Genomic DNA, 23955 nt, shown 5'->3' on the forward strand with positions numbered 1-23955 from the left:
CGGGCGCGGCGGCCTCGACGGCGCGCCCGCCGGTCGGAGCCGCCAGCACGGAGGATCCCGGTAGTCACCGGCCAGGTGCGCCGCAGAGGCGGCGGCGCACAGCCGGCGGCTGCGACGCAGGGCGCGAAGCGCCCGGAGTGGGCCCGGCGCAGTGGGCGGAGCTCACGGAGCCAGGCCGATGGAGTGGGCGGAGCCCACGGAGTCGTAGCTGCTGGCGCAGCTAAAAGGCACCGCCCATGGCCCGCAGGCGCTCGACGCGCTCGGGGATGGGCGGGTGGGTGGAGAAGAGCTTGTCGATGACGCCCGGCTTGTTGGGGTCGGCGATCCACATGTGTGACATCGACGAGGACTGGCGCTGCACGGGGCGGCCGTAGGCGGCGAGCTTCTGCAGGGCGCTGGCCAGCGCATCCGGGTGGCGGGTGGTGAGCGCACCGGTGGCGTCGGCGAGGTACTCGCGCTGCCGGGAGACGGCGAGTTGCACGACGGTGGCGACGAGCGGCGCGATCAGGATCGCGACGAGCCCGAAGACCATGACGATCGGGTTGCCGTTGTTGTTGTTGCGCCCGAAGAAGGCCATGCGCAGGAACATGTCGGCGATGAACCCGACGGCGACCACCAGCCCGAACACGATCATCGACACCCGGATGTCGTAGTTGCGCACGTGCCCGAGCTCGTGGGCCATGACGCCCTCGAGCTCCGCGTCGTCCATGATGTCGAGAAGGCCCGTCGTAGCCGCCACGATGGCGTGCTCGGGGTCACGGCCGGTCGCGAAGGCGTTCGGGGCCGGGTCGTCGATGACGTAGACCTTCGGCATGGGTGTGCCCGTGGTGATCGACAGGTTCTCGACGATGCGCCACAGCCGCGGGTTGTCGCGCTTCTCGATCTGGTGCGCCCCGCTCATCGCGAGCGCCTGCCCCGAGGCGGCGAAGTACTGGATGAGCGCGTAGCCGATGGCCACCACCAGCGTGATGACGACGATCGAGACGTTGCCGTAGATGTACGACGCCAGCCACCCGAGGCCGCCGATGATCAGCAGGAACAGGGCGATGATGACGACGGTGTTGCGCTTGTTCTTGGCTATCGCGGAATACATGGATTCCTATTCGCGGGCAGGCCGGCGGGGCCGGGCTAGAGGGGCAGGGCTAGAACTGCACGCGCGGCGGCTCGGCGATCGCCGCGACGTCGCTGACCTCGAAGAACTCGCGCTCCGAGAAGCCGAGGCGGCGGGCGAAGATCGTGTTGGGGAACTTCTTGATCTTGGTGTTCAGCTCGCGCACGCCGCCGTTGTAGAAGCGGCGCGACGCCTGCACCTTGTCTTCGGTGTCGACGATCTCGGCCTGCAGCTGCAGGAAGTTCTGGCTGGCCTGGAGCTGCGGGTAGGCCTCGGCCACCGCGAAGATGCTCTTCAGCGCGTTCTGCATGTGGTTCTCGGCCTGGGACGCCTCAGCGGGGCCCTGGGCCGACAGCGTCTCGGCGCGGGCGCGCGTGACGTTCTCGAACACGGCCTTCTCGTGCGCCGCGTAGCCCTTGACCGACTCGATCAGGTTGGGCAGCAGGTCGGCGCGTCGCTTCAGCTGCACCGTGATGTCGCTCCACGCCTCGTCGACGCGCACGTTCAGGGTGACGAGCGAGTTGTACGTGGCCCAGAGGTAGATGCCGGCGATGACGACCAGGGCGACGACGACGATGAGCGGGATCAGCCATTCCATGCGAGCAGTATATCGGCCGGGGAGCGCGCTCTCAGGGGGAAAGCGGCGCTCTCCCAGCTACCCCCGGCGCGACGTCGACGGGCCCCGCTCCCGAGGTCAGCGCGACTCGGCGAGCAGCCGGAACCACTGGTACGAGTCCTTCGGCGTGCGGGTGAAGTCCTCGAAGTCGACGTGCACCAGCCCGAAGCGCTGCGTGTACCCGGCGGCCCACTCGAAGTTGTCGATGAGCGACCAGACGTAGTAGCCGCGCAGGTCGATCGCCGACGCCGGCCCGCCACCCGTGACCGCCGACAGGGCCGCCTCGAGGTGGCCAGCCAGGTAGTCGATGCGGGCACCGTCCCGCACGTGGGGCGTTCCGTCGTGCTCGTCGAGCTCCCGCGCATCCGGGAACGAGGCCCCGTTCTCGGTGATGAACACCGGCGGCAGCGTCTCGCCGTAGCGCAAGGCCAGCTCGTCGAGGGCGACGCCGAGGTACTCGGGCGCGATCGGCCAGCCGAAGCCGGTGCTGCGGTACTCGGGCCAGGGCTCGAGGTGGAAGGGAAGCGACCCCATGGCGGTCGAGGTGCCGTCGGGGGTGGCCGAGCCGCCCGAGCCGGCGGCGATGCGGGTGGGCATGTAGTAGTTCAGCCCGTAGAAGTCGAGCTTCTGGCCGATCAGGGCGATATCGGCCGGGTCGGCCTCGCCGAGGGCCGAGAACAGCGGCTCGAAGCCCTCGGGGAACTCGGGGTAGCGGCCGAGCAGCACCGGGTCGGCGAAGACGCGGTTGTGCAGCACGTCGAACAGCTCGGCGAACGCCACGTCGGCGTCGGAATCGGTGGCCGGCACGACGGGCGAGTGCACGTTGACGATGCCGATCCCGCCGCGCACGTCGGCCGCCCGCAGCGCCTGCACGGCGAGGCCGTGACCGAGCAGCTGGTGGTGCGCGGCCGGCAGGGCGTTGAACAGGCGGGTGGCGCCGGGCGCATGCACGCCGAGGCCGTAGCCGTTCAGGGTGACGGTGGCGGGCTCGTTGACGGTGACCCAGCGGCTGATCCGCTCGCCGAAGCGCTCCCCCAGGAGGAAGGCGAGGTCGCCGAAGCGCAGCGCGGTGTCACGCCGCATCCAGCCACCGGCGAGCTCGTTCGGGGTGTCCCAGTGGAAGATCGTCGCCATGGTGTCGATGCCGGCCTCGTCGAGGCGGTCGAGCATCCGCTCGTAGAAGTCGACGCCCTCGCGCCGAAGCGGGCCCTTGCCCTCGGGCTGCAGGCGCGGCCAGGCGAACGAGAAGCGGTACGAGTCGGCGCCGAGGTCGTGCAGCAGCTGAACGTCCTCCTCCACCCGGTGATAGAAGTCGGATGCGCGGTCGGCGGTCGAGCCGTCGACGATGCGACCCGGCTGGCTCGTGAACGCGTCCCACACCGACTGGCCGCGACCGCCCTCGTGGGTGGCGCCCTCGATCTGGAAGGCGCTCGTCGCCGTGCCGAGCACGAAGCCGTCGGGCAGCCGGCCGCCGAGGTCGCGGGCGAACTCGCGCCGCTCCTCGGGCGTCATGCGGAGGGCGCCGCTCATGCGCCGGCCGTTCGATCGGTGCGCGTCGCCGCCTCGGATGCGGCCGAGGCCTCGACCGGGGCCCCGAGCACACGGTCGAGGTAGTCGTTCGTGAAGAGGCCGCTCGGGTCGAGGCGGTCGCGCAGGGCCACGAAGGCGCCGTGCTGCGGGTAGAGCGCCGAGAGGTCGGCGCCGGTTCGGGTGTGCAGCTTGCCCCAGTGGGGGCGGCCGGCGTGGGCGGTCATGATCTCCTCGACCGCTTCGAAGTACTCGCGGTGGTCTTCGCGATAGTAGCGGTGAACGGCGATGTAGCCGCTGTCGCGTGCTGTGGCGGTGGAGAGCCAGAGCTCGTCGGCGGGCGCGAACCGCACCTCGATCGGGAACGAGATGCGCCACCCGCGCTCCTCGATCAGCGCGTCGATCGCACGCAGCACCGCGGGCACGTCGGCGGCCGGCACCGCGTACTCCATCTCGCGGAAGCGCACCGTGCGGCGGGTGACGAAGACGCGGTGCGAGAGGTCGGAGAACTCGCGGTTCGACCAGAGTCGCTCGGCGAGACCGTTCACCGTGGGGATGATGCCCGGCACCATCCGGCCTGCGGCGCAGGTGATGCCGTAGAGGCCGTTCGCGAGCAGCGTGTCGTCGACGAACGAGCTCATCGGCGAGAGGGGGCGCGTCGGGGCGCCGGCGTCGAGGCGGGAGTTCGTCTTCGTGACGGCCGAGCGGGTGTGCGGGAACCAGTAGAACTCGAAGTGGTCGCTCGAGTCGACGACGCCGTCGGGGCCGTGCAGCCCGCCGAGCACCTCCTCGAGGGGCAGCGGACGCTCGACCGCGTGCAGCACGAAGGCCGGAACGCACTGCAGCGTCACGTCGACGATGATGCCGAGCGCGCCGAGCGAGAGCGCGGCGGCCGGCAGCAGCTCGGCGTTCTCGTGCTCGTCGATGCGCAGCAGCTCGCCGTCGGCCGTGACCAGGGTGAGCCCGACGACCTGGGTGGCGAGGCCGCCGAAGCGCGCGCCGGTGCCGTGGGTGCCGGTGGAGATGGCGCCGCTGATCGACTGCCGGTCGATGTCGCCCATGTTCGCCAGCGCGAGCTCGTGCGGGCCGAGCAGGGCGGGCAGCTGATGCAGGCGGGTGCCGGCCAGCAGGGTGACGCGGGCGCGCTCCCGATCGACCGAGACCAGGCCGCTCAGCTCGTCGAGCTCGAGCAGCACCCCGGTCGCCACCGCGATGCCCGTGAAGCTGTGACCGGCGCCGACCGCCTTGATGCGCTGACCGCCGCGGGCCGCCGCCCGCACGGCGCGCTGCACGGCTCCGATGCTCGTGGGCCGCTCGACCCGCTGGGGCTTCACCCTCTCGGTGCGCGCCCAGTTGCGCCAGATGCCGTTCGCCGCCGTCATGCGTCCATCCTCTCCGCCGCCACCGACACGGCCCTCCGCGCGAAGACGTGCCGGGCGAGCATCCGCGTCACAGGAACGCCTGCCCCTCGCCGCGGTAGCTCGGCACCTCGTCGACCACCGCTCCGTCGTCGACGACGCAGAACCCGTTCACGTGCTCGGCCAGCTCCCCCGACTTGGTGTGCCGCAACCAGACGCGGTCGCCCACGGCGAGCGCCGCCGCCGTGCGACCGGAGAGCGGCGTCTGCACCTCGCCCGCCATCTCGCGGGCCTGCATGCGGGTGCCGCTCGGCCAGACGACCTCGGGCAGCCGATCGGGCGCCGGCGGCCCCGATGCGATCCAGCCGCCGCCGAGCAGCGTCGCCATCTCGGGGCGCGGCTTCCGCACCACGGGCAGGGCGAACGCCGCCGCCGGCGCGGGGGTGAAGCGCGAGTAGGTGTCGAAGAGGTGTCCGCCGAACAGCCCTGACCCGGCCGCCACCTCGGTGACCGAGGGGTCGGCGCTGGTGGTCTCGAGCGATCCGGTGCCGCCGCCGTTGACGAACTCGAGCGGCGCCACCGCGCGCACCGCCGCCACCACGGCGCCTCGGCGCTCGGCGAGCTCGGCGGCCGAGCTCCGCTGCATCCAGTCGATCACGCGGCCCTTCACCAGCCGGTCGGCGAGCCCGCCGCGGGGGCGGTTGCCGACACCCGCGATCTGCGACTCGTAGGCCATCATCCCGACGAGGGCGAAGCCCGGTCGCCGCACGATCTCCTCGGCCAGTGCCCGCGCCTGGTCGACGGTGGCGACGGGCGAGCGCCAGACGCCCAGGCGGCCGAGCCCCGGTGCGGTGAACGAGGCGTCGAGCTCGATGGCGACGCGGATGACCGGCCGAGCATCCGGGGCGACGGCCCAGTCGATCAGGTCGAGGTGGGCGATCGAGTCGACCATCAGGGTGACTCCGGCCGCCGCGCGCTCATCGGCCGCGAGGGCCCGGATCGCGTGCCGGTCGGCGGTGGGGTAGCCCACCACGATGTCGGGCACCTCGTCGGGGCGGCGGGAGGCCAGCCAGAGCGCTTCGGGGAGCGTGTAGGCGAGGACGCCCGCGTATCCGGGCAGGGCGAGCACCGCATCCTGAACCGCCCGCACCCGGATGGACTTGCTCGCCACCCGGATCGGCAGGCCACCGGCCCGCCGCAGCATCGAGTGGGCGTTGTGCCGGAGCGCCTCGAGGCCGATCACCGCGACCGGCGGCTCGCGGTCGGCGGTCGCGGCGGTGAGGCCCCGCCAGTAGCGCTGGGCGTCGCGCCACGGCTGCCCGTCGGCGGGGTGCGGGCTGAGGTCGAGGGTCATCGGGGGCTCCAGAGGGGGCTGAGGTCGGGGGTCATCGCACGCTGTCGAGGGTCATCGCACGCTCCTGACGCGGCTGACGGCGAGCGCACCGGCGAAGCCGAACAGCGCCGAGACGAGGAAGAGCATCGGGAAGCCGCCGAGCAGCGTCACGATCGCCGCCCCCGCGAGCGGCGCGATGGCCTGGGGCACGGCGGTGGCGATGTTCATGATGCCGAGATCCTTGCCGCGGGAGGCCGGGTCGGGCAGCACCTGCGTCGCGAGCGCCTGGTCGACCGAGAGGAAGCAGCCGTAGCCGAGGCCGAGCAGCGCCGCCCCGATCATCGTGGCCGTGAGCTCGGGCACGAACGCGAGCAGCAGCGCCGCCAGCGCCTGCAGCACCGCGGCCGCCAGCACGAACACGCGCCGACGTCGCAGCCGGTCGCTCAGCGCCCCCGCCACCACCGACGCCAGCACCACGAAGATCGTGTAGATCACGATCAGCACGAGCAGGTCGTCCTCGGCGTTCGGGTCGTTCAGTCCGAACATCAGGAAGTAGAGCAGCAGCGTCGTGCCGAGCGCGTTGCCGATGTTCACCAGGATGCGGCTGAGCAGGGTGAAGCCGAAGTCCGGATGCTCGCGCGGACTCACCCACATGCCCTCCACCAGGGCGCGGAGAGTCAGCGGCGGTCGCTGCCCGGGGTGCAGCCGCGCATCCGGCACCAGGAGGCAGAACGGGGCCACCAAAAGCACCAGCAGCACCGCCATGGCCGCGTAGCCGAGCAGCTGCCCGGTGAAGAGCAGGGTCGCGAGCAGCACGCCGAGGATGAGGCCGACCGCCTGGGGCGCCGAGATGAACGCCGAGACGAGGCCGCGCTGGTCGACCGGAACCTGGTCGCTGATGGCGGCGGTGAGGGCCGAGGAGAGGATGCAGAAGCCGATGATGGCGAGCGTCCAGAAGACGCCGATGCCGAGGAGCTCGGTCTGGAGCCCCAGCAGCAGGAGGGAGGCGGCGAAGAGGAGGGTGCCGCCGGCGATCCAGGGGCGGCGGCGGCCGAAGCGGGAGGTGGTGCGGTCGGAGAGGGCGCCGGTGACGGGGAAGGCGATCAGGGCGAAGACACCGGCGATGGCCGAGATGACGCCGAAGGCGACGACGCTGTCGGTCCAGGCGGGGGTGCCGCCGGTGCCGGTGCCGGTCGCAGCCAGGTGCTGGTCGATCTGGAGCGGGAGGAGGAGCTGCACGGGGGTGAGCTGGGCCATCCAGATGCCGAGCCAGGCGGTGCCGAAGAGGGCGACCCAGCGGCCGCCTACCCGACGGGTGGGCTCGGCGAGCGCGTGCGGCGGGCGCGCTGCCGGCGGTGTCGGCGGGGGCGTCGGTGGGGTGGATGCGGCGGGCGGGATGGCGGTCATGCGGGCTCCCCGGTTCGGTCGGGTGGTGCAGACGTGGTGGTGCGGACGAGAGGGGGACTCGCGACGGATGCGGTCGCGGCGGCGGCGGCGAGCGGGCGGGCCTCGGCGAGCGGGCGGGCCTCGGCGGGCGGAGCGGCGCCGGGCGCGAGGGGGCGGGCCTCCGCCGCGAGGGCGCGGGCCGCGAAGGCCGCGGTGCGGTGGGCGCGGGCGTCGTCGGCGTCGGCGAGCCACGCTAGGGCGAGACCGTCGGTGAGGGCGACCAGGTGCGCGGCGACCTCGTCGAGGGGGCGCTGCCACGCGCATCCGCTTCTCTCGGCGGCCTCGGTCAGCGACACCGCGGCGAGCGCCCGGTAGCCCTCGTACTGGCGGGCGGCGAGGCCCTCGAGGCCGGGCGTGCGCATGGAGTACTGGGTCAGCTCGAACATCGCCCGCTCGCGCTGCGGGGCCTCGCGCACCGTGTCGAGGTAGCGCAGCAGCCCGCGTTCGAGCAGCCGCTCGAGGCTCTCGCCCTCGGCCGGCGGCACCGTGAGCACGACCTCGGTGCGCCCGATCACGTCCGCGACGAGCTCGGCGAGCAGCTCCTCACGGGAGGCGAACGCGTAGTGGAAGCTCGCGAGCTTCATCCCCGCCTCATCGACGACCGCCCGCGTGGTGGCCCCGGCGACGCCCGATCGCGAGATCACCGTGAAGGCCGCGGCGAGCAGGCGGCGGCGGCGCTCGGCGACGGGCAGGCGGGCCATGCGCGCTCCTCGCGGTCGGCGGTTCCGGATGCGGTGAGTGGGTCAGATGACCCAGTTGCGTCAGTATGGCCTGGCCGGGCTGCCGGCGTCTACGGTTGTCTCCGAATTCCATCCGAAACGCGGGCGAGGAGTTTTGCGCCCGCGGAGGCGTCTGGCTGAATGGGACGCGGTGTCGGCATCGCGGAGCAGGTGGGAACGGACGCCGTCGCCCCGCCGCGACGGCGCCGGGCGGGCGCGCGTCGCACGGACGCGCTCCGCGCTCGTCGTGGCCTCGGCGCTCGCCCTCGCGGGTCTAGCGGCCTTCGGCGCGCTGCCGGGCCTGGCCGCCTCGTCCGCCGCGGCCACGGCCCTGCCCGCGGTGGCCACGTCCCTGGCTGCTCCGGCGACACCGCTGTCCACCTCGGCCACGCCCGCGGCCGCCTCGGCTACGCCGCTCCCCGCCACCGCGCCGGGCGAGGTCGTCGAGCCGACCCCCACTCCGCCCCCGTCCGACTCCGTCGCGCCGTCGCCCGTGCCGTCGGCCGACCCCGACCCGGCGCCGGCGCCCGCACCGCCCGGCGCCACGCCCGACCCGGGCGACACCGTCACGCCCACACCGCCGCCGGTCGCGAACGGGCGGCCGAGCATCCTGAGCCCGGCGGCCGGCGAACTCGTGACGAGCGGCGTTCTCGTGCAAGGAACCGCCACGCCGGGCGCCTCGGTGCAGCTGCTCACCGGCGGATCGTCGGAGCCGCTCTGCATCGTCACGGCCGACGGCGACGGGGACTGGAGCTGCGCGGCGCCGCTTGCGAGCTCCCCCGCGACCACGCTGCGCGCCATCGCCCTGCTCCCCGGGGCCGACCCGGCCGAGACCTCGATCGACGTCGCCGTGCTCAACGCCCCCGTGGTCACCGGCGGCCCACGCGGCCCGCTCACCAACGGCGTCGTCGCCGGCACCGCGTTCCCGGGCGCGACCGTGACGGCGACCGCCGGCGACGTGGCCTGCACCGGCACCGCCGACGGCTCGGGCGCGTGGGTCTGCCCTCTCGCCGACGGCATCACCGACGGCGACCACTCGGTCAGCGCCACCCAGTCCACCGCCTGGAGCGGCAGCGCCTCGTCGCCGGCGAGCGACCCCGTCGCCATCACCGTCGACATGACCGTGCCGGCGGCCCCGTCGCTCGCCTCCCCGTCGTCAGGTGCGACCGTGTCGCTCGCCGGGCAGGGCTTCACCGGCCGCGGTGAGCCGGCCGCGACCGTGTCGGTCTTCGCGGACGCGCAGGTGCTCTGCGAGACCCCGGTCGGCCCCGACGGCGCCTGGTCGTGCACGGCCGCCGCGGCACCGGCCGGCCGTCACCGGGTCGCGGTGCTGCAGCAGGATGCCGCCGGCAACGTCAGCGTGCAGTCCGGCCCGCTGACCCTGCTGTTCCAAGATGCTCGCGCCACCACGAACCCACCGGGCACCGCCCCGGGCACACCGGGCCCGGCCGGGGGCCCGGCGGCCGGCACCCCGGGAGCGGCCCCCTCCTCCCCCGGCGGCGCGGCGCCCGCGCCCGGCTCGCCCGTCGATCCCACCCCGGGCGGCGCCGCGCCGTCCGCGCCCGGCACGCCCGCGGCGCCCGGCACGCCCGTCGCGCCCGGCACCGGACAGACGCCCGGCACCTGGTCGGACGCCACCCGCTTCACCTCCGCCCTGCAACCCGCCCTCGGCCCGGCCACGTCGGGACTGTGGTGGGTGGCGCTGCTCGCCGGAGTGCTGGCGCTCGTGCTGATCGCTCTGCCGACGCGGCTGCTCGCGGGAGCGGTGGGCACCCTCCGCGCCCTGGCGCCGGCCGCGGCGCCGACAGGTCTGGCGTCGACCGCCGCGCTGACAGCTCCGGCGTCGGCCATGCCGGCACGTCGGGCACATTCTCACGCCGCCCATGCCGTCGCCCCTGCCCCTGCCCCTGCCCCTGTTCCTGCCTTTGCGCCGGCGCCCGGAGGCGCGACCGCCGCCGTCGCCGCGCGCCTCATCACCGCGAGCGACCGCGTGCTCGGCCGCAACCGGGCAGCCGTCGAGTACGAGCGCGCGCCGCAGCTCACCGTCGGCCCGGTCGCCCGAGGCGTGCTCGTGCTGCTCGCCTCGGCCGCGGCCGTCACCCTGTCCGCCCCGGTCTCGGGCGAGCCCGCCTACCTCCGCCTGTTCCTCGCGGTGGCCGCCGCGCTCGCGCTCGTCAGCGCCGTCGCCACGGTGGTGCCGTCGGCAGTGGCGCGGGCGGCATTCGGTGTCGCGAGCCGGGTGCACGTGCATCCGTCGTACCTGGTGGTGTCGGCACTGCTGGCGCTCGTCACGCGGATGCTCGACCTGCAGCCCGCGCTCGTGTTCGGCCTCGTCGCGGGGCTCGTCGTCGCCGAGGGTGCCCGCCGGGCCGAACGGGGGGCGCTCGCGACGGTGCAGGTGGTGGCGCTGCTCGTGCTCGGCGTCGCGGCCTGGCTCGTGTCGGGCGCGCTGCAGCCGGGCGCGGATCTCGTCGGGTCGTCGCTCGGCTCGACCTCGACCGCCGTCGTGCCCGGCGATCCGGTGCTGGCCGCCGCGGCCGAGTTCGTGCACGTGGTCGCGCTGGCGTCGTTCGGCTCGGCGGCCGTGCTGCTGGTGCCGCTCGGACACTCGCTCGGGCGGCGGCTGCTCGATTGGTCGCCGACGACGTGGGTGCTGCTCACGGTGCCGTCGTTCGCGGTGCTCGCGAAGCTGTTCGCGCCGAGGTTCGTGGAGCGGTCGGCCGCGAACCCGGGCTCGGCGGTGCTGCTGCCGGTGCTCGCGGGGGGCTTCGCGGCGGTGAGCGTGGCGGTGTGGGCGTGGACGCGCTTCATCGCCACGGCCGACGCCGACGACTAGGCCTCACCCCGCCGGCCCCGCCTCGCCCACCCTCGCTCCGGCGCCCCTCGCGCCTCGCCCCGGCGGCCCGTGCCCCGGCGACATCGCGGATTGTTACGCCCCGGCGCCGCTCGCCCCGGAGCCGACTTAGGCTTGACGGGTGACGAACTCGCAGCCCTCCCCCGCATCCGACGACCAGGCCGGCCGCCTCACCGCCGCCGCTCCCGGCCACGGCGACAGCGCGCGCGACCACCGGCTCGTCGCCCACCCGAGCGCCCCCACCGTCACGCCGGACGAGTTCAAGGCGGCCTTCCGCAACCATCCGGCCGGTGTCGCGGTCATCACTGCCGATGCCGGGGACGGCCCCGTCGCCCTCACCGCGACCTCCGTCTTCTCGGTCAGCGTCGAGCCGCCACTGCTCGTCTTCTCGATCTCGGAGCTCTCGTCCTCGACGCCCACGATCCGCCGCAGCGAGACCGTCGTGGTGCACCTGCTCGGCGCCGCCCAGCTCGACATCGCCAAGCTCGGCGCCACCAGCGGCATCGACCGCTTCGCCGACACCTCCATCTGGACGCGCCTGCCCACGGGCGAGCCCTACTTCCCGGCGGCGCACGCCTGGATCCGCGGTCGCGTCGTCAACACCATGGAAGCGGGCGGCTCCACCGTCGTCGCCGTCCAGGCCCTCGAGACGAAGGCCCCGCCCGCCGACGACCCGGCGGCCGACGCGGCCTCGGCCGAGCCGCTCGTCTACCACAACCGCACCTGGCACCGCCTCGGCGACCACTCCAAGATCCTCTGACCCGCCCCGCACCCGCCCCCGCGCTCGCGCCACGAGGTCCGCGCGGCTTCGATGGCCCGACGGTAGCAGGACGCTACAGTGATCCCATGGTCGTCGACCCGTCAGCTGTCGCAGCGCGAGAGGCGCCCGGTGCGGCTGTGCGGGACCTGCCGTCCTGGGCGTTCTGGGTTCAGACCGCCATCGCCGGCGCGGCCGTGGTGGTGCTGACGTCCCTCGACTCGGCCTTCGCCCTCGCCCGGATGCTGAACTCCGTTCCCGTCACGGGATCGTCGACGTCGGACGAGTACGACCCGTTCGGAGCCGCCCTCGTCGCGGTTCCCGTCGCCATCATCGCGGGCGGCGTGATCCTGGGGTTCTCGTCGTTCCTCATCGTGTCGGCAGCCGTCCTCCTCGGTCTGCCGGTCCGGATCATCGGGACTGCCCGCCGCTGGCTCCTCCGGCACGGCATCGTGCCGACATCCGTGACGGCGGCCGGTCTGCTCGCCTTCATCGCCGGTGTGATCCTGAGTCCCACCACGACGTGGGCCCCGGCCTGGTTCTACTGGCCGGCGTCGCCGCTCGTCGGAGTCGGCATCCTGCTGGTGGCCCTCGGTCTGACGCACCTCTGGCGCCCGAGGCGCCCGCGAGACGCGCAGTAGAAGCCGCGCGGCACTCGAGCGCGCATCCTGAAAGCGGAAGGGCCGGTCAGGCGCCGTGCTGCTCGCGGAGGCGCGGGAGGATCTCGGCGCCGTAGAGCTCGATGAAGCGGCGCTGGTCGGCACCCGGGCCGTGGATGACGAGGTGCTTGAAGCCGAGCGCGATGTACTCGTTGATGCGGGCGACGTGCTCGTCGGGGTCGGTCGAGACGATCCAGCGGGAGGCCGCGCGCTCGATCGGCAGGGCGTCGGCGAGGCGCTGCATCTCGATCGGGTCCTCGACGCCCATCTTCTCCTCGGGCGTCAGGGCGAGGGGCGCCCAGTAGCGGGTGTCCTGCAGGGCGCGCTCGCGGTCGTGGTCGAACGAGACCTTCATCTCCATCAGCGTGTCGACGTCGTCGGCCGTGCGGCCGCCCTTCTCGATGCCCTCCTCGAGCGCCGGCAGCAGCGTCTCGCTGTAGAGCTCGCGCTTCTTGCCCGAGGTGGTGATGAAGCCGCTCGCCATGCGCCCGGCGAGGCGGGTCGCGGCCGGGCCCGAGGCGCCGATGTAGATGGGTACCGGGGCCGCGGGCTTGTCGTAGATCGTCGCGTCCTGCGTGCGGAAGAACTGCCCCTCGTACGTCACCCGGTCTTCGGCCCAGAGGGTCTCGATGATCGTGATGGCCTCCTTGAGGCGGGCGAAGCGCTCCTTCATCTCGGGCCAGGGCAGCCCGAGCACGACCTCGTTCAGGGCCTCACCGCTGCCGACCCCGAGGATCACACGCCCCGGGAAGAGCGCCCCGAGCGTGCCGAACGCCTGCGCGACGACACCCGGGTGGTAGCGGAACGACGGCGTCAGCACGCTCGTGCCCATGATGATCTTCTCGGTGCGCGCCCCCAGCGCCCCCAGCCACGGCATCGCGGCCGGAGCGTGCCCGCCCTCGTGGTTCCACGGCTGGAAGTGGTCGGAGACGAAGATCGAGTCGAAGCCGGCCTGCTCGGCGAGCACCCCGTACTCCAGCAGCTCGGCGGGACCGAACTGCTCGGCCGAGGCCTTGTAGCCGAAGCGGAAGGGGATGGTCATGCGGTGCTCCTCGCTCGAGTGCGGGGCCGCGACGGCATCGAGGCCCGATCGCCAGTCTAAAGCGCAGGCGGTCAGTGACGGATGCGCGACAGCGCTTCCTCGAAGCTGACCACGGGCGTCATCATCGCCCCGACATCGGGTTCGAACCGGCCGCCGTCGTCACGCTCACCGTCGGGGTCGGAGACGACGATCACCCGCGCATCCGCCAGCCGGCACACCCGGATCTTGTAGTTGACGCTCAGCCGTTCGCCGGGCCGCTGCTCGACCACGACGACGTCGGGAGGGAAGCTCGGCGAGGTCAGCAGCTGCCCGAGCGAGCTCGCGGCGACCGTCACCTCGACGCCCTCGACCCGCTCCAGCCGCTCGACCTTGGCGGCGAGAGCGTCGGCGTCGGCGTCGAACAGCCCCACCTTCACCATCTGCGTCGCCACCCTCATCCCCCGGCCTGACCGGGCATCTTTGCTCGCCAGCACTCTCGTCTGCGCCACTGCCGACCCCTCCGACGGTACACCCTTCGGCGCGGGGGAGGTCGCCATCGCCCCAGCCCACGCCCGGGCCGGGCGGGCCGGACGGGCGGGGCGGCCCGACCACCAGACATAGAGGGCGGCGGCGGTCAGCACGCCCGCCGCGATGAGCACCCACCACGGGAAGGTGGGGATCTCGGGCCGCTCGCCCGCCCCGTCGACGTCGACCTGGGGCGTCGGGATGACCCGCTCACCGGTGACGAGGATGCGGTGGCTGTTCACCCCGAGCGGCGTGCAGGTGACGAGGGTGATCAGGTCGCGCCCGTCGACGGGCAGGAGGCTCTGGGTCTCGGTCGGCTCCACCACCCGGGTGTCGACGACGCGGTAGGTGAGCACCTCGCCGAAGACCTCGATGGTGAAGGTGTCGTCGAGCTGCACCCGATCCAGATGGGTGAAGAGCTCGGAGGTCGCGAGGCCGCGGTGCGCGGTGAGCACCGAGTGGGTGGTCACTCCGCCGACGGGAACGGCGGTGCCCTCGAGGTGGCCGACGCCGTGATCGAGCACGTCGGCGCTCGTGCCGTGATAAATCGGCAGGTCGACGTCGATGGCGGGGATCTTGAGACGGGCCATCAGCCCGTTCGCGTCGGCGCGGAGCACGGCGGCGTAGTCGCCCTCCTGCTCGGGCTGCTCGGCCAGCGGCAGGCGCTCGTTCGCCGCGATGCTGGCACCGCCGTCGACCAGCTCGGAGTTGTAGCGGCGGGCCTCACGCAGGCGTTCGGCCAGCGTCTCGGCGCTCAGGTCGGCGACGTCGTCGGTCAGCTCGGTGATGCGCTGGGACTGCTCGTACTGGCTGAACCAGGAGACGATCGTGGGGAACAGCAGGAGCCCGGCCCCGATGACGCAGACGATCGCGATGGCGAGCGGCACGGTGGGGAGACGCCAACGCCGGGCCAGGCGGAGCGCCCGGCGGGACGGTGCTGCGGGGACCGGGCCCGGAACCGGCGAAGGTGGAGCCCCCGACGGGAGCCCCACCTTCGCTGTCATTACTTCAGCCTACGCAACCGTGTGGGTCACGACCGGCTCGGCCGCCACGGCGGACGAGCGGCGGCGGGCCACGACGATGGCGGCGCCCAGGGCCAGGACGACGAGCGCCCCTCCCCCGACACCGAACCACAGTCCGGCGTCACCACCGGTGAGCGGCAGCAGGAAGTTCGCCACCGACACCTGGGTGTGGTTGAACTCGACGTAGTTCTGCACCGGAGCAGTGGTCGACGTCGGGCCGGCGACCACGACGGTCTGCACCGGGTTGGACTGCGGCAGGTTGAATCCGGTCGGCGGCGTGATCTCGCGCACGTAGTAGTTGCCGGGCGTCACGATCGGGATCTCGACCAGGCCGTTGGGGCCCGTCGTCCAGTTGGTGATGCCGCCGATCGAGATCGGGTTCTGCTGCAGGTTGGCGTCGTTCTGGTTCAGGTAGACCTGGTAGACCGCACCGCCGAGGGCGACGCGGGGGCTGCCGTTGTTGCTCTCGTAGGCGAACACCGTCAGCTGGCCGATCGGGGTGGTGCCCGTCACGGTCTCGCTGGCGCCGTTGATGTTGCCGGTCGCGCTGTTGACGATCAGGCCGTTCGCGGGGATGGTGACGGCCCGGGTGAGCACGTTGAACGACACCACGCCGCCCTGCAGGGCGGTGAGGCGGGTCAGACCACCGGGCGTGAACGTGAGCGTCGACGTGCTGGTGGTCGTGACCACGTTGTAGTCGGTGCCGCTGACGAAGTTCTGCGCGATGCCGGCGGCGCTGGTCACCGTGACCGTGGTCGGCGAGACGCCGGTCGGCGGGGTGGCGACGAACTGGAGGTCGGTCGGCACCTCGTCGACGAGCGAGAAGTTCGAGATCGCGTCACCCGCGGCCAGGGTGGGGATGCTCGACGCGATCGCCCACCGGATGAGGTCGGGGTTCCGTGCCTCGGCCGAGTTCGCCGGCGCCGGGACGCGGGTCTTCGTGAGCTCGGTCACCGCGTTCTTCGGGTACACGTGCACGTCGTAGATCCACTGGTTCGCCGGAGCACCGACGGGGCCGGTGGGCAGCGGCAGCGACACGAGGAACGGGGCGGTCGGGTTGGTCGCGTCGGCGGGGAGCACCGTCTCCTGCACGTAGTACAGGCCGATGGGCATCCCGGTCGGGTAGAGGGCCGGGTCGACCGTGAAGTTGGCCGTGCCGTTCGCCGCCGACGGGGTCGAGGTGAACGAGGTGGTTGCCAGTCGGGTCGATGCCGTCTGCGGGGTCAGGCCGGTCGCGAGCGCCCAGCCCTCCGGTGTGGTGAGGTCGACGCCGGCGACCTGGGTCGCCGTGAAGACCGCGCCGGGCAGCGGGGTGCCGAGGTTGGTCGAGGAGGGGAGCTCCTGACCGGTGCCGGCGATAGCCCCGTTGTTCGGGCCGAGCGCGAACTTGTGCACGGTCAGCGTGCGCTGCTGGGTCGAGTCGATGTTTCCGGGCAGGATGACGGCCTGCGCCGGGGCCACGGCGACGATCGCCGCGCCGGCGGCCAGCGCGACCGCCCCGATCGCGGCGGTGACCCGCCTGAGTGCGGTTCTGGACATGAGATTTCTCCGTTCGATGAAGAGGTCAGGTGGTGCAGATGGGGTGTGGGGATGGCTTCCGGTCACGAGGGGGCGGCGTCTCAGGCGGTGCTCCTTCGTCTCCGGCGACGCCCGTGCCAGACGGCGAGGGCGAGTGCGAGGGCGAGCACGGCGAACCCGGAGATCAGGTACGCGTCGGTGCTCTGTCCGCCCGTGAGGGGCAGGGTCGTGGGGGCGACGGGGGCGTTGACGAACCGGTAGACGGCGGCCTGGCCGGCCGTCGGCGCGGTGATCGTCGCTGAGGTCACCGGGGTCCAGCTGCCGTTCGCCTGGCGCTGTTCGAGCCGCACCTGGCGGTAGGCGAGTCGGGTGCCCGACTTGGCCAGGGCCTCGGTCAGCGTGTACGAGTGGCCGGGGCGAACGTCGAAGGTGCTGGCGGCGTTGCCGGCGGCCTGGAAGTCGGCGCCCGCTACCGTCTGCGCGGCGAGCCCGGCGAGGGTCGACGGCGTCGCGGTCAGGTTCCAGGTCGAGGGCACGAAGCCGGTCGACGGGTTCTGCACGTTCTTCAGCAGGGTCAGGGATGCGGTGGCGTTCGTCACCGTGCAGGTCACGGCCGCCGCCCGCGAGAGCGTGATGTCGCCGGCCGCGGTGACGGGCACGGTGGCGCCCGAGGCGGTCACGCACGACCAGGCCCCGACCTGCACGTAGGTGGCGGGCCCGCCGGTCTCGGAGAGCCGGTAGGGGGTGTCGGCCGAGACCGGCACCGCGTTGATCGTGCCGCTGCCGCCCGCGCCCTTGGGCCCGGCGAGGGCGGTCGGCACGCTGCGCGCGGCCTCGAGCTGCCAGGCCGACGGGAGGGCTGACCCGAACGAGACCCTCTTGACGAGGGTGAGCGTCGCCACCGGACGGTTGGTGAAGGTGCAGTCGACGGTGTTGCCGGGGGCGACCGTGCCGGTGATCGCACGCACCGCGTAGCCGCCGGCATCCGTCGCCGAGTTCGCGTCGGTGAACGAGGTCGTCGCCGTGCCGCGGGTCACCGTGCAGGCGAGGCCGTCGAGCCGGTAGCCGGTCTGCTGCCGCTCGAGCACCGAGACGTTCGCGGTGCCGGTGGCCGAGCCGTAGAGCACGAAGAACGAGGCGAGGCCGTTCGCGTCCGTGGTCACCTCCGAGCGGCCGGCCGCCGCGCCCGTGCTGGAGGGGTCGACGGGCAGCACGACGGTGCCGCTGCCGGCGGAGGCGACCGAGGTGCCCACGGTCCAGCCCGCCGCCGGCCGGGGGTTCGCGCCGAGGCCGTCGACCGTGCTCTTCCTGACCGTGATCTCGGCGACCGGTTGGGCCGTGTTGTAGATCGTGCAGGCGACGCCCACGCTGACCTGGTTCGGGATGGTCACCGTCGCCGTTCGGGTGGCGTCCATCCGCGCCGAGGAGATGCGGATGCCGTCGGCCCAGCACTCGTAGATGACCGTGTACGTCACAGGCACGGCCGCTGTGGTCGTCGTGCTCGTCTGCAGCAGCTCGGAGATGGTCATCACCGTGTTCACGGGCGCGGTGATCGGACCGAGGCTCGCCGTGGTGCCGGTCGTCCCGGTCGTGGCCGCCGCGACCTCGGAGCCCGCGGTCGCGACGGCGACGCGGAAGTTGTGCGCCTGCCCCGTCACCCGGCTGAGCACCGTCTTGCTCAGCGAGAACGTCGAGGGCGAGGCGCAGGTGGCGAGGTCGGTGCTCGGCACCGCGTCGGTTCCGAGAACGATGGTGGGGGTGTTCGCCACCGCGGTCCAGGTCACCGGGTCGAACTGGTAGGCGTTGGTGCCGGTGCCGACGTACGCGGTGCCGCGCGGCGAGAACGCGAGGCCGTTCAGCGGGCCCGCGCCGATGCCCGCCACCGTGCGCTGCGTCGTCGCCGTGGCCGGGATCTCTCCTCCACCGGCCGTGGCGGCGAGCGTCGGCCCGGCCACGCTGAAGAACTGCACCTGCGTGCCCTCGCTGCGGAGGATGTGCAGGTTGCCCTTGGCGTCGAAGGCCATGTCGCCGTTGCCGGCCGAGTTCGCCCCGGTGTTCACGTAGCCGAGCAGGGTGAAGATCGGATTCGCGGCGGCACCGTCGAAGCGCCAGAGGTTGATCCGGCCGACGTTGTTCACCACGCTCGTGGTGCCGACGACGAAGTCGCGGCCGACGGGGTCGAAGGCCCCCATCGTGATCGAGGCCGCGGTGCTGAGGGTCTGCCCGGTGGCGAAGGCGGTGCGGGTCGCCGTGAGGGTGCCCGACGCCGAGACCGAGTACGTGATGACGCCCGTGGCCGTGTTCGTGTTGGTCGAGGTGCTCCTCGTGATCGCGTAGGCCGTCTGGCCCTCGACGTCGATGGCCAGGGAGTTCGCGTTGACCGTGCCGGCCGGCCCGGCGGCGATGACCGTCGCGTTCAGCGCGGTGGACGAGCTGAGGGCGTTGGTCTGGGTCAGCGCCCCATCGGAGCGCACGCTGTAGAGGTAGCTGCCGTCGCAGTACAGGCTCGCCGCCGCCTGGGCCGTGTTCGTGAACGTGCAGACGATGCTGACCCCGGCCTCGTCGGGGATGGTCAGGGAACCCGAGACCGAGGTGCCGCGGGCGATCACGGTGGTGCCCCGCGCGCACTCGTAGCTCGTCGTGTAGGTGCGCAGCTGGGCGGATGTCACGACGGTCTCGCCGACGGTGTAGGTGGCCCCGCGCGTGACGTTCACCGGGCCCACCTGCTGCGTCTGCAGGCCGAGGGCCGAGCCGCTCGTCGTGGCGCTCGCGACCTCGGTCGCACCGGAGACCAGGGCGAGCCGGAACTGGTCGGCGGCCTGTGCCCGGCTGACCACGTTCTTGCGGATGGTGACGGTCGTCGGCGGCTCGACGGTGAGCGTCGTCGCGTCGGGCGCGTTCAGGATCGAGGTGACGTTGGCGGGGCCGTTGGTGTAGGTGCCGCCGCTGTTCGACAGCACGGCGACGGTGACGGTGCAGGAGCCGGAGCCCGCCGCGAGGTCGCCGCCCGTGACGGCGATCGTGGAGGAGCCCTCGGCGGCGGTGACGGAGTAGGCCGCACCCGTCGTGCTCGTGCAGGTGCCTCCGACGGCCGGCGAGCCCGAGCTGCTCGGTGCGACGACGAGGCCGGTGGGGAGCGCGTCAGTGAAGCTCCAGTCGGGCTTCGCCGCCAGCTCGGTGGTGTTCGTCACCGTGAAGGTCAGGGTCGACGCGATTCCGGCCGGAACGACCGCGGGGCTGAACGCCTTGTCGAGGCTCGGCGTCGAGTCGAGCAGCCGCAGGTTGTCGAAGGAGAAGTCGTTGCCGGCGACGTCGGACTCCTGGTTCGACAGGCGCACGCGGGCGGCGGCGGCCTGAGCGGGCGTCAGCAGCACGGACGTGTCGGTGAAGAAGCGGCCGGCCCGCGTCGACGGGCTGCCGGTGCCCCAGGGGTCGGTCTGGTTGTCGCCGGCGAAGACGTTGGAGGTGTAGCGGCCGTTGACGACGTTGCAGGCCACGATGGGGGCGGTCGTGAGCGGCCGGGTCGTGGTGCCGGTGATCAGCGCCAGGTCGAGCCGCGAGTTGTTGTTCTGGCCACCCGGGCGGAGGGCGCAGGAGTCCTCCGAGACGTCGACCGACATCGAGTAGTAGCGGTCGGTCGTCGGGACGGGCGCGGCGCCGACCGCTCCGATCGACTCGAGCACGACCTGGTTCGCGGCCTGCGTGCCCTGGGCGGCACTCGTCATGGCCGTCACGGCGTGGTTGGTGCGGGTGGCCGCCGTGGAGCCGTTCACCGGCGTGGTGTCGGTGGCTCCACCGGGGTTCACCGCGCCGGCGGTGACGCCGGCCTGCACCTGGCCGAGCACGTCGGCCATGCGGGCGACCTTGAACCGCGACGCCGTGGCGTCACCGAGGGTGCAGAACGGTGTGGCGGGGAAGGTCGCGCCGTAGTTGACGACGACACCGTTGCAGTTGTTCACGTTCAGCCAGAACGCGGATCCCGTGTACCGGCTCGTCGCGTACTGGTCGACGCGGATCGGCGTCGTTCCGACGCCCTGTTCGAAGGTCTCGATCCACGCCTGGGTGGGCGTCTCCGGGATGCCCGCGGCGAAGATCGACACGTCGGCGGCAGCCCTCAGCAGCTGATCGGGCGGGTCGTTGGCCGACGGTTCGACCGTCTCCGCGGGCGCGGCGGTGTCGGCCGGGGTCGGCGGGGCGGCCTCGGGCGAGGCGTCGGGGACCTCGCCGCCGCCGGGCAGCACCGCGTCGGGCTGGTCGAGCGTGGGGTCGGACCCGTCGGCGGGCGGCGCGGCGGGCTCGGTCTCGGGCGCCGGCGCCACCGTCTCTTCTGGCGCCGGGGCTGCCGTGTCCTCGGGTGCCGGCGCTGCCGTGTCCTCAGGTGCGGGCGTCGGCTCGGGCTCAGCCGTGGCCTCGGGTGCCGGCGTGGGAGTCGCGGTGGACCCGGCGGCCTCCTCGGGGAGCACGGAGGCGCCGGCGACCGGGACGGCGCCGAAGGTGAGGAGACCGCCGACGAGCGAGATCGCGACCACGCCGGTGATGGCGCGGAACCTCGTGCGGTGGATCATCAGGTCTCTCAGTGCTGGAACGAATGCGAGCGCCGGCAGCCCACAGCAGAGAGAAACGCATCGAACGTCGACGACGGCGGAACCCAGATCCCCGTCGCCGGCTCCCCCAAAGATTTGCCGACAGCACTCACCCTAAGAGACCGGATGCCCCAAACCAACACAAGTCGAAGTGCCCCACTACTGACTTACTACTGATCCCCTCAGCCAGTCATCGCACGGGCTTCTGCACACCCGCTCCCGCACCGTGCTCTTGCTCCAGCGCGATCCGACGGCGCCGCGATCGCGTGAGGGCCACGACCCCGGCGACCACCCACGCCGCGGACACCACGGCGCTGATCGGCACCCCCGGGCCACCCGCGATCGACGACCACACCCCGAGCCCCGTGCCCAGCACCCCCAGGCACAGCAGCACGATGCCCACCACCCGCTGCCGATCGATCGAGATGCGCTGCTGGATCACCGACCGCCCCATGCCCCCACGCTAGCCCCTCCGCCGTTCCCGGCACCGAGCAGAGCGAGAGCGGCTCGCACCTCGTCGGCTCCGTGCAGGCCGATCGAACCGCTCGGGGCGGTGCTCGCCGAGATCGCGGCGGCCACGGCACCCACGTCCTGAGCATCCACCGCACCGGCCGCGTGCCGCGTGGTCACCGGACCCAGCACGAGCGAGAAGACCCGCGGCCCGTCCGGGTTCTCGGCGGCGGCGACGCGCTGCATCATGAGCAGCGCGGCCTGCTCCATGCTGACGAGACCGCTTCCGGGCACGGGCCAGGTTGCGGAGTCCCCGACGACGATCGTGTAGGCACCGGCACCGCTGAGCCGCGGCAGCGCGGCGCGGAGCACCGCCATGTGTGTGGTGGTCAGGTCGGTGAAGGCGGCCTCCCAGTCGTCGGGGGTGACCTCGGCGAGGGTGCGCCCCTGCCACCAGCCGCCGATCGGCGCGACGACGGAGTCGAGGCCCCCGCGGTACCGCACCGTCTGCTCGACGAGCTCAGCGGCACCCGCGAAGGTGCTGTAGTCGTGCACGACCAGGTGCAGGTGCTCGGTCGCGTCGGCGCCCAGCAGGGCGCGGAACTCGTCGGCGCGGGCCTGCGATCGGGTCGGCACGATCACCTCCGCGCCGGCGGCCAGGAAGGTGCGCACGACGCCCTCCCCCACGGCTCCGGTTCCGCCCGGAACCAGGACGCGGTGCCCATCAAGGTCAGGAATAGTTGCGATGTCGCTCATGTCGGCTCTCCAGTCGTTATTTGTTGGTGCCACCAACGTTGTTTGAGTCAACCTAACACGGTTTCGTTGGTGACAACAACGACTATGCTTGAGGCCATGAAGGATGACGACGAGACGCGACCTCCGGCCCGCCTGCGCGCGCTGGTGAGCTGGCAGATCAACAAGGCCAATGTCGTGGGCGCCCGGCTGACCGGGTCGCGGATGCCCGTGACCGGACGATCCGACTTCGCCGTCCTCGCCGCCCTGGAGGAGTACGGGGCCCTCAGCCAGGCCGACCTCGGGCGCCACCTCGGCCTCGATCGCAACACCGTCAACGGCATCGCGACCCGTCTCGACGACGCCGGCCACATCGTCCGCTCCACCGACCCCGCCGACCGCCGCCGGAACACCGTCGCGATCACCCCGTCGGGCCGCCGCCACCTCGACGAGCTGCAGGCGGCAACGGACGCCATCCAATCCGACCTCACCGCCGCCCTCACCGGAGCGGAGACGAAGGAGCTGAGCCGGCTGCTGGCGAAGCTCCTCGGCGCGCACCCCACGCCCACCGCCTGAAGCGGCTCCGCAGCAGTACCCCCAGAGGGACTCGAACTCTAATTCCTGCCGCGTCCTCGCGGCACTTCGGCGGATCTACGAGCCTCTGCTACCCCCTCCGTTCCCAAGCGAACCCGACTACGTCCGTCGAAACGTGGGCAAAACGTGGGCAGAGTCAGCTGTCGGTGTTGAGTAAGCGGGCGTCGGTCTCGGCCCTGCGCTCGGCTGCGATGCTGCGGAGCCGGTAGACCAGCTGAGGGAACAGCTCGAGCGCTTCCGGGTCGCGGATCAGGCGGCCGAGGTGCTGGTGGTAGCGGATGCCGGTGATCTTCAGGTGGCGCTGGATCGCGGACTCCTAACGCCAGTCACCCGCCGCCACCTACGCCCTGAACCGGACATGTCCGCATAGGGACAACCCTTTGTCGCTAGCCTGCCTTCATGACCGAGCACGAGCCCCGCGCGATCAACCGACGAACCGTGATCGGAGCCGTCTGGGCAACGCCGGTCATAGTCGCTGCCTCAGCAGTGCCCGCGATGGCCGCGAGCGTCCCACCATCGCGTTTGTCGCTCGAGGTCTCCCCGCCGTCCCCCTACGAGAACCGCACCAGCTTCGTGATCCGGGCGACAAACGACGCCGCTACCGCCATTCCTGCCGGATCACTAACGGCTTACCTTCCGCTGACAGGCTTCTGGTTTAGCGGCTTCAGCGGAGACTACGCGTGGGACTACGGCCCGTGGGATCCCACGGGCGAGTCGTACACCTTCGTCTACAACGCATCGGTGCCGGCCGGAGATACGGCAGGACCTCTCCTGCTCATCCTTGGTAAGAATGACCCTGGGCAGACGCCACCCCCGGTGGGGATTCTGACAATGTCTGCTCCAGGTTATTCTTCGGCCTCCGGCAGCCTGCAGCTGCTATAACCAGGTCGCAACCGGCGCCAGACCCTCAGTACAGTCGGCGCTGCACCCGGACGCCGACCAGCGTCCAGCCCGTGGGGACGACCGAGCGCGCAGCTTCGTCGGCGTTCGGGTGGCCGGCCCCGTTCACGGCGTAGTCAACGGTGAGCCCGTCAGTGTCGCGGCGTATGCGCCCCCACACGATGGGGTTCATGCCTCGGTGCGGCAGACGGCTGCGGTCGGTCCACAGCTCCGGGTGGTCAGTGACGTCG

The 23955-nt window shown here is 72.4% G+C and carries 20 protein-coding genes; 5 read left to right on the forward strand and 15 right to left on the reverse strand.

Going from position 1 to position 23955, the window contains the following annotated elements; translation table 11 throughout:
• Window positions 1-220: 220 nt before the first annotated feature.
• From HQQ85_RS05675 to HQQ85_RS05705, 7 genes are all read right to left on the reverse strand, one after another.
• Window positions 221-1093 (reverse strand): M48 family metalloprotease, encoded by an 873-nt coding sequence (locus HQQ85_RS05675; protein ID WP_173181473.1) that lies wholly within the window; start codon window positions 1091-1093, stop codon window positions 221-223.
• 49 nt (window positions 1094-1142) lie between these two features.
• Window positions 1143-1709, reverse strand: coding sequence for a LemA family protein (locus tag HQQ85_RS05680; protein WP_173181474.1), 567 nt, complete (start codon window positions 1707-1709; stop codon window positions 1143-1145).
• 96 nt (window positions 1710-1805) lie between these two features.
• Window positions 1806-3257, reverse strand: coding sequence for a glycoside hydrolase family 1 protein (locus tag HQQ85_RS05685; protein WP_254069122.1), 1452 nt, complete (start codon window positions 3255-3257; stop codon window positions 1806-1808).
• Window positions 3254-4636, reverse strand: coding sequence for a D-arabinono-1,4-lactone oxidase (locus tag HQQ85_RS05690; RefSeq protein WP_173181475.1), 1383 nt, complete (start codon window positions 4634-4636; stop codon window positions 3254-3256). Before HQQ85_RS05690 ends, HQQ85_RS05685 begins: the two co-directional genes overlap by 4 nt.
• 67 nt (window positions 4637-4703) lie before the next feature.
• A complete protein-coding gene (locus tag HQQ85_RS05695; RefSeq protein WP_173181476.1) occupies window positions 4704-5966 on the reverse strand; it encodes an alanine racemase in 1263 nt (420 codons plus the stop codon).
• 51 nt (window positions 5967-6017) lie between these two features.
• The gene (locus tag HQQ85_RS05700) at window positions 6018-7352 is read right to left on the reverse strand and encodes an MFS transporter (RefSeq protein ID WP_173181477.1); all 1335 of its coding nucleotides are present in this window, start codon (window positions 7350-7352) and stop codon (window positions 6018-6020) included.
• Window positions 7349-8092 (reverse strand): TetR/AcrR family transcriptional regulator, encoded by a 744-nt coding sequence (locus HQQ85_RS05705; protein WP_173181478.1) that lies wholly within the window; start codon window positions 8090-8092, stop codon window positions 7349-7351. Before HQQ85_RS05705 ends, HQQ85_RS05700 begins: the two co-directional genes overlap by 4 nt.
• A gap of 169 nt (window positions 8093-8261) precedes the next feature.
• Here HQQ85_RS05705 and HQQ85_RS21295 point away from each other — a divergent pair, with 169 nt between their 5' ends.
• From HQQ85_RS21295 to HQQ85_RS05720, 3 genes are all read left to right on the forward strand, one after another.
• Window positions 8262-10946: an Ig-like domain-containing protein gene (locus HQQ85_RS21295; protein WP_173181479.1), complete on the forward strand. Its 2685-nt coding sequence runs from the start codon at window positions 8262-8264 to the stop codon at window positions 10944-10946.
• Window positions 10947-11085: 139 nt separating this feature from the next.
• Window positions 11086-11724 (forward strand): flavin reductase family protein, encoded by a 639-nt coding sequence (locus HQQ85_RS05715; protein ID WP_173181480.1) that lies wholly within the window; start codon window positions 11086-11088, stop codon window positions 11722-11724.
• 86 nt (window positions 11725-11810) lie between these two features.
• Entirely contained in the window at window positions 11811-12362 is a 552-nt protein-coding gene (locus HQQ85_RS05720; RefSeq protein WP_173181481.1) for a hypothetical protein, read from the forward strand.
• A gap of 46 nt (window positions 12363-12408) precedes the next feature.
• Here HQQ85_RS05720 and fgd read toward each other — a convergent pair whose 3' ends face one another.
• From fgd to HQQ85_RS05750, 6 genes are all read right to left on the reverse strand, one after another.
• Window positions 12409-13422 (reverse strand): glucose-6-phosphate dehydrogenase (coenzyme-F420), encoded by a 1014-nt coding sequence (gene fgd / locus HQQ85_RS05725; RefSeq protein ID WP_173181482.1) that lies wholly within the window; start codon window positions 13420-13422, stop codon window positions 12409-12411.
• A 71-nt stretch (window positions 13423-13493) separates the two neighbouring features.
• Complete coding sequence (locus tag HQQ85_RS05730; protein WP_216851424.1) at window positions 13494-14930, reverse strand: class C sortase; 1437 nt, start codon at window positions 14928-14930, stop codon at window positions 13494-13496.
• Between the two features lie 9 nt (window positions 14931-14939).
• Entirely contained in the window at window positions 14940-16487 is a 1548-nt protein-coding gene (locus HQQ85_RS05735) for a SpaH/EbpB family LPXTG-anchored major pilin (RefSeq protein WP_173181483.1), read from the reverse strand.
• An 80-nt stretch (window positions 16488-16567) separates the two neighbouring features.
• Window positions 16568-21031, reverse strand: coding sequence for an LPXTG cell wall anchor domain-containing protein (locus HQQ85_RS05740; RefSeq protein WP_173181484.1), 4464 nt, complete (start codon window positions 21029-21031; stop codon window positions 16568-16570).
• 208 nt (window positions 21032-21239) lie between these two features.
• Window positions 21240-21503, reverse strand: coding sequence for a hypothetical protein (locus tag HQQ85_RS05745; RefSeq protein WP_173181485.1), 264 nt, complete (start codon window positions 21501-21503; stop codon window positions 21240-21242).
• The gene (locus HQQ85_RS05750; protein WP_173181486.1) at window positions 21488-22255 is read right to left on the reverse strand and encodes an SDR family oxidoreductase; all 768 of its coding nucleotides are present in this window, start codon (window positions 22253-22255) and stop codon (window positions 21488-21490) included. Before HQQ85_RS05750 ends, HQQ85_RS05745 begins: the two co-directional genes overlap by 16 nt.
• 96 nt (window positions 22256-22351) lie before the next feature.
• Between HQQ85_RS05750 and HQQ85_RS05755 the strand changes: the two genes are divergently transcribed.
• Window positions 22352-22807, forward strand: coding sequence for a MarR family winged helix-turn-helix transcriptional regulator (locus HQQ85_RS05755; RefSeq protein WP_173181487.1), 456 nt, complete (start codon window positions 22352-22354; stop codon window positions 22805-22807).
• A gap of 154 nt (window positions 22808-22961) precedes the next feature.
• On the opposite strand, the gene HQQ85_RS21585 is transcribed toward HQQ85_RS05755, so the two are convergent.
• Window positions 22962-23132, reverse strand: a complete 171-nt coding sequence (locus HQQ85_RS21585; protein ID WP_173181745.1) for a DUF3263 domain-containing protein — start codon at window positions 23130-23132, stop codon at window positions 22962-22964.
• 92 nt (window positions 23133-23224) lie between these two features.
• On the opposite strand from HQQ85_RS21585, the gene HQQ85_RS05765 reads away from it, so the two are divergent.
• Complete coding sequence (locus HQQ85_RS05765; RefSeq protein ID WP_173181488.1) at window positions 23225-23707, forward strand: hypothetical protein; 483 nt, start codon at window positions 23225-23227, stop codon at window positions 23705-23707.
• A 25-nt stretch (window positions 23708-23732) separates the two neighbouring features.
• Here HQQ85_RS05765 and HQQ85_RS05770 read toward each other — a convergent pair whose 3' ends face one another.
• Entirely contained in the window at window positions 23733-23897 is a 165-nt protein-coding gene (locus HQQ85_RS05770) for a hypothetical protein (protein WP_173181489.1), read from the reverse strand.
• Window positions 23898-23955 lie beyond the last annotated feature (58 nt).

The sequence above is a fragment of the Herbiconiux sp. VKM Ac-2851 genome (genome assembly GCF_013205105.1).
GTDB classification, from domain to species: Bacteria; Actinomycetota; Actinomycetes; order Actinomycetales; family Microbacteriaceae; genus Herbiconiux; species Herbiconiux flava.

Excerpts from the sequence above, each read along its gene's own strand:
- HQQ85_RS05675 (WP_173181473.1), bottom strand. The coding sequence starts at position 1,093 with ATGTATTCCGCGATAGCCAAGAACAAGCGCAACACCGTCGTCATCATC.
- HQQ85_RS05695 (WP_173181476.1), bottom strand. The coding sequence starts at position 5,966 with ATGACCCTCGACCTCAGCCCGCACCCCGCCGACGGGCAGCCGTGGCGC.
- HQQ85_RS05770 (WP_173181489.1), bottom strand. The coding sequence starts at position 23,897 with ATGAACCCCATCGTGTGGGGGCGCATACGCCGCGACACTGACGGGCTC.
- HQQ85_RS05735 (WP_173181483.1), bottom strand. The coding sequence starts at position 16,487 with ATGTCCAGAACCGCACTCAGGCGGGTCACCGCCGCGATCGGGGCGGTC.
- HQQ85_RS05720 (WP_173181481.1), top strand. The coding sequence starts at position 11,811 with ATGGTCGTCGACCCGTCAGCTGTCGCAGCGCGAGAGGCGCCCGGTGCG.
- HQQ85_RS05680 (WP_173181474.1), bottom strand. The coding sequence starts at position 1,709 with ATGGAATGGCTGATCCCGCTCATCGTCGTCGTCGCCCTGGTCGTCATC.
- HQQ85_RS05730 (WP_216851424.1), bottom strand. The coding sequence starts at position 14,930 with ATGACAGCGAAGGTGGGGCTCCCGTCGGGGGCTCCACCTTCGCCGGTT.
- HQQ85_RS05690 (WP_173181475.1), bottom strand. The coding sequence starts at position 4,636 with ATGACGGCGGCGAACGGCATCTGGCGCAACTGGGCGCGCACCGAGAGG.
- HQQ85_RS05740 (WP_173181484.1), bottom strand. The coding sequence starts at position 21,031 with ATGATCCACCGCACGAGGTTCCGCGCCATCACCGGCGTGGTCGCGATC.
- HQQ85_RS05700 (WP_173181477.1), bottom strand. The coding sequence starts at position 7,352 with ATGACCGCCATCCCGCCCGCCGCATCCACCCCACCGACGCCCCCGCCG.
- fgd (WP_173181482.1), bottom strand. The coding sequence starts at position 13,422 with ATGACCATCCCCTTCCGCTTCGGCTACAAGGCCTCGGCCGAGCAGTTC.
- HQQ85_RS05765 (WP_173181488.1), top strand. The coding sequence starts at position 23,225 with ATGACCGAGCACGAGCCCCGCGCGATCAACCGACGAACCGTGATCGGA.
- HQQ85_RS05745 (WP_173181485.1), bottom strand. The coding sequence starts at position 21,503 with ATGGGGCGGTCGGTGATCCAGCAGCGCATCTCGATCGATCGGCAGCGG.
- HQQ85_RS05755 (WP_173181487.1), top strand. The coding sequence starts at position 22,352 with ATGAAGGATGACGACGAGACGCGACCTCCGGCCCGCCTGCGCGCGCTG.
- HQQ85_RS05750 (WP_173181486.1), bottom strand. The coding sequence starts at position 22,255 with ATGAGCGACATCGCAACTATTCCTGACCTTGATGGGCACCGCGTCCTG.
- HQQ85_RS05705 (WP_173181478.1), bottom strand. The coding sequence starts at position 8,092 with ATGGCCCGCCTGCCCGTCGCCGAGCGCCGCCGCCGCCTGCTCGCCGCG.
- HQQ85_RS05685 (WP_254069122.1), bottom strand. The coding sequence starts at position 3,257 with ATGAGCGGCGCCCTCCGCATGACGCCCGAGGAGCGGCGCGAGTTCGCC.